6 protein-coding genes are annotated in these 7,072 nt (G+C 69.9%); 2 read left to right on the forward strand and 4 right to left on the reverse strand.

Annotated elements, in window-relative coordinates; all coding sequences use genetic code 11:
- Positions 1–240 precede the first annotated feature (240 nt).
- A complete protein-coding gene (locus RMO12_RS01230) occupies positions 241–2,064 on the forward strand; it encodes an ABC transporter substrate-binding protein (RefSeq protein WP_309637905.1) in 1,824 nt (607 codons plus the stop codon).
- Positions 2,065–2,087: 23 nt separating this feature from the next.
- Positions 2,088–3,941 (forward strand): ABC transporter substrate-binding protein, encoded by a 1,854-nt coding sequence (locus RMO12_RS01235; RefSeq protein ID WP_309637906.1) that lies wholly within the window; start codon positions 2,088–2,090, stop codon positions 3,939–3,941.
- A 77-nt stretch (positions 3,942–4,018) separates the two neighbouring features.
- Here RMO12_RS01235 and RMO12_RS01240 read toward each other — a convergent pair whose 3' ends face one another.
- The 4 genes from RMO12_RS01240 to RMO12_RS01255 form a co-directional block, all read right to left on the reverse strand.
- Positions 4,019–4,528, reverse strand: a complete 510-nt coding sequence (locus tag RMO12_RS01240; RefSeq protein ID WP_309626538.1) for a flavin reductase family protein — start codon at positions 4,526–4,528, stop codon at positions 4,019–4,021.
- Between the two features lie 76 nt (positions 4,529–4,604).
- On the reverse strand, positions 4,605–5,105 hold the full coding sequence (locus RMO12_RS01245; protein ID WP_309637907.1) for a MaoC family dehydratase: 501 nt from the start codon (positions 5,103–5,105) through the stop codon (positions 4,605–4,607).
- Between the two features lies 1 nt (position 5,106).
- Positions 5,107–5,478 (reverse strand): glutaredoxin, encoded by a 372-nt coding sequence (locus RMO12_RS01250; RefSeq protein ID WP_309637908.1) that lies wholly within the window; start codon positions 5,476–5,478, stop codon positions 5,107–5,109.
- A gap of 16 nt (positions 5,479–5,494) precedes the next feature.
- A partial coding sequence (locus tag RMO12_RS01255; protein ID WP_309637909.1) for a thioredoxin family protein occupies positions 5,495–7,072 on the reverse strand: 1,578 nt, incomplete at its 5' end.

Consider the following 7,072-nt stretch of genomic DNA (forward strand, 5'->3'; position numbering starts at 1 on the left):
CACCGACCTGGCCCAACCCTGGGTGATCGGCTATCACCGCAACATCTTCCTGCGCGAGTTTTGGCAGTACGTCGATGTCGACCCGGCGCTGCAGGCGCGGGCGAAGTGAGTGGGTGAGCGGGTGATCAACGCAGCCTCGAGTGGGATGAGCGTGAGCAAAGCCGCGGGCGGGCGGCGCACCGACCGCTACAGACTACGCCGTCCGACGCCAAGTCCAGCAGCGGCACGCCTGACGCAACCATGAAGCCGCTCACCCGATTCTTCTTCGCCGCTGCACTGGCCACGTGCTGCCTCGCCGCCACCGCCGCGCCACCGGCCGCATCGCCGCCGACCACGAAGACCCTGCGCTACGCCTTCGTCGCCGCCGAGACCGGCTTCGATCCTGCCCGCATCAGCGATCTGTATTCGCGCTATGTCGCAGCGCACATCTTCGACGCGCCCTACCGCTACGACTACCTGGCGCGGCCAGCCAGGATCGTGCCCAACACGGCCGCCGCGATGCCCGAGGTGTCGGCGGACTTTCGCACCTGGACGATACGGCTGAGGCCCGGCATCTTCTTCACCGACGACCCGGCCTTCCGGGGCCAGGCACGCGAGCTGACCGCCGCCGACTACGTCTACGCCTACAAGCGTTTCTATGACCCGGCCAACAAGAGCCCCGCCTACACCGACACCCGGGAGCAGGGCGCACTCGGTCTGGATGCCTTACGCGAGGCATCGCTGAAAAATCGCACGCCGTTCGACTACGACACCGAAGTCGAAGGCGTGCGCGCCCTGGACCGCTACACCCTGCAGTTCAGGCTGGCCGAGCCGCGTCCGCGCTTTCTCTACCGCCTGGCAGACAACGGCGGCTTCGCGGCGGTGGCACGCGAGGTGGTGCAAGCGCATGGCGACGCGGTCGGCGAGCACCCGGTCGGCACCGGGCCGTTTCGCCTGGCGCAATGGCGGCGCAGCTCCTTCATCGCGCTCGAACGCAACCCCGGCTTTCGCGAACAGTTCTACGACGCCGAGCCTGCTGCCGACGACGCTGACGGGCAGGCACTGCTGGCGCGCTTGAAGGGTCGGCGCCTGCCGATGATCGACCGCGTGGAGATCAACATCATCGAAGAGAGCCAGCCGCGCTGGCTCGCCTTCTTGAACGATGAGCTCGACCTCGCCTTTCCGGTGCCGCCCGAGTTCATCACCCTCGCCGCGCCGAACGGCAAGCTCGCGCCCCACCTCGCCAGGCGCGGCATGGTGCTCGCGCGCGTGCTCAATTCCGACCACACGCTGAACTACTTCAACATGACCGATGCCACCGTCGGCGGCTACGGGCCCGACAAGGTGGCGCTACGGCGTGCGCTGGCTCTGGCGATCGACGTGCAGCGCGAGATCAGCGTGGTGCGCCGGGGCCAGGCGATCCCGGCGCAATCGATCGTGGCGCCCGGCACCTGGGGCTACGACCCGAGCCTGCGCATCGGCGCGGCCGAGCACAGCCCCGCGCGCGCGCAGGCGCTGCTCGACGTCTACGGCTATGTCGACCGCGACGGCGACGGCTGGCGCGACATGCCCGACGGCTCACCGCTGGTGATCCGGTTTGCGAGCAGCCCGGACGCCGCCAGCCGGCAATACGAACAGTTGTGGCACAGCAGCATGAACGCGATCCGCGTGCGCCTGCAGATCGACAGTGCGCAGTGGCCCGAGCAGCTCAAGGCGGCGCGCGCCGGCAAGCTGATGATCTGGGAGCTGGGCTCGACCGCCTCGACGCCCGACGTGCAACCCGCGCTCACCTCGCTCTACGGCCCGGCGGCCGGCGGCGAGAACCTGGCGCGCTTTGCATCGGTGCGCTATGACGAGGTCTACCAGCGCATGCAGGCCCTGCCCGACGGGCCCGAGCGCCTGGCCGCGCTGCGCGAGCTGCAAAAAATCACCGCCGCCTACGCGCCGCACAAGTACCACGTCCACCGCGTGCTCAACGACATCAGCCAACCCTGGCTGATCGGCTACCGCAGGCCGCAATTCGGCAACCAGTGGTGGCAGTACGTCGACATCGACAGCGCGCTCGCTGCCGAGCGCAGGAAATAAAGAGACAGAAGGAGACAGCGCACATGCCGATGCGCCCTGCTTCGTCCTTCATGCGCGCGTTCGCGTTCGCCGTCGTCACCGCGTTCTCGCTCGCCGTCGGCACTGCCACGGTGGCGGCGCAGCCCGCCTCGCCGCCGGCCGCCGACGGCGTCAAGAAGGTGCTGCGCTACGCCTTCGAGGTGGCCGAAACGAGCCTGGACCCGGTCAAGATCCAGGACATCTACTCGCGCACGCTCACCCCACACATCTTCGAGTCGCTGCTCCGGTATGACCCGCTGGCGCGGCCGATCAAGGTGAGGCCGCTCACGGCCGAGGCGATGCCGACGCATTCGGACGACTTCCGCGTCTGGACCGTCAAGCTGCGGCCCGGCATCTACTTCGCCAGCGACCCGGCGTTCAAGGGCAAGCGGCGCGAGCTGGTGGCCGAGGATTACGTCTACACCTTCAAGCGCTTCGCCGACCCGGCCAACACGAGCCCGGTGTGGACGGGCCTGGCCGACGAGCGGCTGGTGGGCCTGGCCGAAGCGCGCCAGGCCGCGCTCGACAGCCGGCAGCCGTTCGACTACGACCGTCCCGTCGAAGGCATCAAGGCGCTCGACCGCTACACGCTCCAGGTTCGCCTCGAAAAGCCGCGCCCGCGCTTCCTCGAAACGTTTGCGGCCGGCGACCTGTTCGGCGCCGTGGCGCGCGAGGTCGTCGAGTTCTACGGCGACCAGATCGACGCGCACCCGGTCGGCACCGGCCCCTTCAAGCTCGTGCAGTGGCGGCGCAGCTCATTGATCGTGATGGAGCGCAACCCCGAGTTCCGCGAGATGTTCTACGACGCCGAGCCCGCCGCCGACGACGCCGAGGGCCAGGCCCTGCTGGCGCGCTTCAAGGGCCGGCGCCTGCCGATGATCGACCGCGTGGAGGTCTCCATCATCACCGAGCAGCAGCCGCGCTGGCTCTCGTTCGTCAACGGCGAGGCCGACTTCATCGAGCGGCTCGGCCCGGAGTTCTTCAACGTCGCGATGCCGGGCAACAAAGTCGCCCCCAATCTTGCCAAGAAGGGCATTCGCGCCTACCAGCAACTGGAGCCGGGCAGCCTCTACTACTTCTTCAACATGGAGGACGCCGTGGTCGGCGGCTACGGTGCCGACAAGGTGGCACTGCGCCGTGCCATCGGCCTGGGACTCGACGTGCAGGCGGAGATTCGCCTGGTGCGCAACGGCCAGGCGGTGGTGTCGCAGTCGCCCATCATTCCCTACACCTCGGGCTACGCGCCCGACTTTCGCAGCGAGTTCGGCGAGTACAGCCCGGCGCGCGCCAAGGCGCTGCTCGACGTCTACGGCTACCTCGACCGCGACGGCGACGGCTGGCGCGAGCTGCCGGGCGGCCAGCCGCTGGTGCTGCGCGTGGCCTCGCAGCCCACCCAGCGCGACCGCCAGATCGCCGAAGTCATGAAGAAGAGCATGGACGCGATCGGCCTGCGCGTGGCTTTCGAGCTTGCGCAGTGGCCGGAGAACCTCAAGGCCGCGCGCGCCGGCAAGCTGGCGATCTGGGGTGTGGGCGGTTCGGCGGCGGGCTCCGACGGGCAAGGCGCGCTGGCGCGGTTTGACAGCAAGCAGATCGGCGGGCAGAACATGGCGCGCTTCAAGATGCCGGAGTTCGACGCCCTGCTGGAACGCATGCGCGTGATCGAAGACGGCCCGGAGCGCGACGCGCTGTTCGACCGGGCCAAGCGCCTGGCCGCGGCGCACATGCCCTACAAGTTCCGCATGAGCCGCCTGCTCACCGACATGTCCTACCCCGAGCTCGTCGGCTACCGCCGGCCGGTGTTCTGGCAGGAATGGTGGCAATACGTGGACATCGACGCGAGCCAGCGCAGGGCGAAGTGAGCCGCCGCTGCGTGCCGCCGTCGTAGCGGTGGACGCTGGCCTCGCTGCAACGCCGGGGCCGCCGGCGCAGCGCCACCCTAAAGCGGCAACTCGGTGAAGTAACGCCCGCCGTGAAAGATGAGCGGGCTGGCACCCGCCGTCACGCTGCAGCGCTCGACCTCGCCGACGAAGATGACGTGGTCGCCCTCTTCGTACTGGCTGCGGTTGAAGCACTCGAACACCGCCGCGGCGCCGTCGAGCAGGGGCGCGCCACTGGCGCCTTCGCGCCATGCCACGCCGGCGAAGCGGTCATCGGTTTTGCTGGCAAAACGCTCGGCCAGCTCATGCTGCGCGGCGCTCAGGATGTTGATGGCGTAATGCGAGCCGCGCGCAAACGCGGGCAGGGTGCCGGCGCTGCGCCCCAGGCTCCACAACACCAGCGGCGGCGCGAGCGAGACCGAGTTGAAGGAGTTGGCGGTGAGGCCCACGCGCTCGCCCTGCGGCGTGCGCGCGGTGACGATGGTCACGCCGGTGGCGAACATGCCGAGTGCGGACCGAAAATCGAGCGCGGTGAAGCTCGGCGTCTGGGCAACGAGGCGCCCGCTCATGGCGAGCGCCTCGCGCAGGCACCCTGCCCGCACGTCCAAGCGCCGCGCACCGGCCGACCGGGCGCCGCGCGCTTACTCATGCGGCAGGGGCCGCGGCCTCGCGGCGACCGAACATGTTCCAACCCTGCATCGTGAGCACCGGCTCGCTCTTCTGGTTGAACGCCTGCCATTCAAAGCGCACCAGCCCGACGTGCGGGCGGCTCGCCATCGGCCGCGCCTCCTGCACCTGCAGGCGCACGCGCAGGGTGTCGCCCACCAGCACCGGCTTCAACCACTTGATGTGGTCGAGGCCCGGCGAGCCGAGGCTGGCCGAGTCGAGCAGGAAGTCGTCGCACATCATGCGCATGACCAGCGCGCAGGTATGCCAGCCGCTGGCCGAGAGGGCGCCGAACAGCGAGGCTTCGGCTGCGGCTTCGTCCAGGTGAAACGGCTGCGGGTCGAACTCGCTCGCAAAGCGCACGATCGCTTCGCGCGTGAGCGTGTGCCTTCCGAACTCGCGCACGCTGCCGGGCGGGAAATCTTCCCAGTAGAGGCGCGGCGTTCTTGCCGGCAGCGGGGCCTTGTCGGTCTGGGTCATATCAACCCGCAGCGAGCAGCCGCGGCAGTTCACCGCTGGCGATGAGCCGCTGCACGTCCTGGGCGCCGCCGACGAGCTGGCCACGCACGAACACCATCGGGAAGCTGGGCCAACCCGTCCACATCTTGAGCGCCAGGCGCGGCTGCCAGCCGCCGAAGTAACTGCCGTATTCGAGGTAGTGGTGCGCCTGGCCGGCGGCGTCGAGCGCCTTGCGGGCGCGCCAACACCAGGGGTTGGTGGCCATGCCGACCACGAGGATGGCGTTGGAGCTGGCCGCGGCACGCACGTTATGCACGATGTCGGCGTGGAAGTTCGCGACCCGGTCCTGGATCGCATCGTGCAGCTGGGCGGGTTCTAGCGTGGGGCGGGGCATGGTGCGTGGCTTGGGTTCAGGTGTGCGTCGCCGACCGTGCGCCGGCCGGTAAGCGGGCGGGGGCGACGAGCAGCCCCTCGCAGGTGGCGCGCTGCGCATCACCGGCCGGCAGCACCGTACACAGGCCGTCGCGCTGTGCGCGCAGGCGGCCCAGCACCGCCGCCCGCTCGGCGCCGTGACTCCATGCCAGCAGCTTGCCGCTCATGCGCTCGAGCGAGCGCGCGGTGCGGTCGTAGAACGCGTCGGGCTGGCCCTTCAATTCACCGAGCACGCTGGCGGCCGCCTGCGCAATGCGCGCGGCGTCCTCGGGTGCCAGTTCGACCAGCGCGCTCACGTAGCTCGCGCCCCACTGCACGCGCGTGGCCGGCCCGCGCGACTCCTTGTAAGCGCGCTCGTACCAGCCGAGCGCTGCGCCCTTGTCGCCGCGCTGCCCGGCATTGGCGGCGAGTTGCAGCATGGCGTAGTAGGGGCTGTGCGAGCGCTTCAGCTCCGCATTGAGCAGGCGGTCGGAATCGCCGAGCAGCCCGGCCTGCGACAGCGCATGGGCCGCGCTCGTCATCACCGCCTGGCGTTCGATGTCGCTCGCCACTTCACGGTCGGCGCGCGCGGTCTGTAGGCGCACATGCTCCTGCAGCACCGCGCTGAGTGGTGCGTCCTTGGGCGCGCCGAGCCTGGCCAGGGCGATGCGCGAGACCAGCGCCGCCATGCGGTCGCCCTGCGAAAGCCGGGCGTCGGCGGTGAGCCGGTCGAGTGTGGCGGCCCAGACGCTGGCGAGCTGCTCGCGCTCCGGTGTGCCCGGCGCCGTGAGCAGGCCGCTCAGCTCCTGCGCATAGTTGGTGACGATGTCGAGGTTCTGGCGCGCCAGGGCGTCATCAGCCAGCACGGTGAGCAGCTTCTCGCGCGCGGCGGCATGGTTGCGCGGCACTTTGGCGTTGGCCTTGCCTTCCTCGCCGGCCTCTGCGAGCAGCGCCTGGAGCGCAAGCCGCGTGGCCGCCTCGGCCTGCGCGGGCGGGCAAGCCGCGGCCAAACGCCGCAGCGTCGGCGCGAGCGAGTGCTTGCCCACGAGCTGCTGCTCATCGGTGTCCCAGGCGTAGTAGGCCAGCAGCCGCCAGTCGTCGGCGCTCAGTTTGGCGGGCGCGGACTGCGCCTGGGCCAGCACCTGCTTGACCGGGCGCGCAGCGCCGAGGCCGAGTGCCAGCACCTGCAGATACTTCTGCGCATCGACCTCGCCGGGCAGGCGCGTGAGCTCGCTGCCGTCGGGGCGAAACAAGATCATGGTCGGGTAGCCACGCACCTTGAAGCGCGCGCCGAGCTTTTGCGCGCCGGGCTGGTCGCCGTCCAGGTAGATCGCGACGAAGCCGCGGCTCTTGGCGATGAAGTCGGGCCGGTTGAACACCGTCGCCCTGACCTGGTTGCACGGCGGGCACCATACCGCGCCCCAGTAGACGAACACCGGCTGGCCGAGCTTCTGCGCCTCGGCGAACGCCGCCTCGACCTCGGCTTGCCCGTGCGGCTCGCGCCACGCGATGGCCGGCTCGGCACCGGCGCTGACGGCAGCGGCAACCTCCGGCGTGATGGTCGCCGCGAGCGCGGC

Source organism: Methylibium sp. (genome assembly GCF_031393925.1).
Lineage (GTDB): Bacteria > Pseudomonadota > Gammaproteobacteria > Burkholderiales > Burkholderiaceae_C > Methylibium.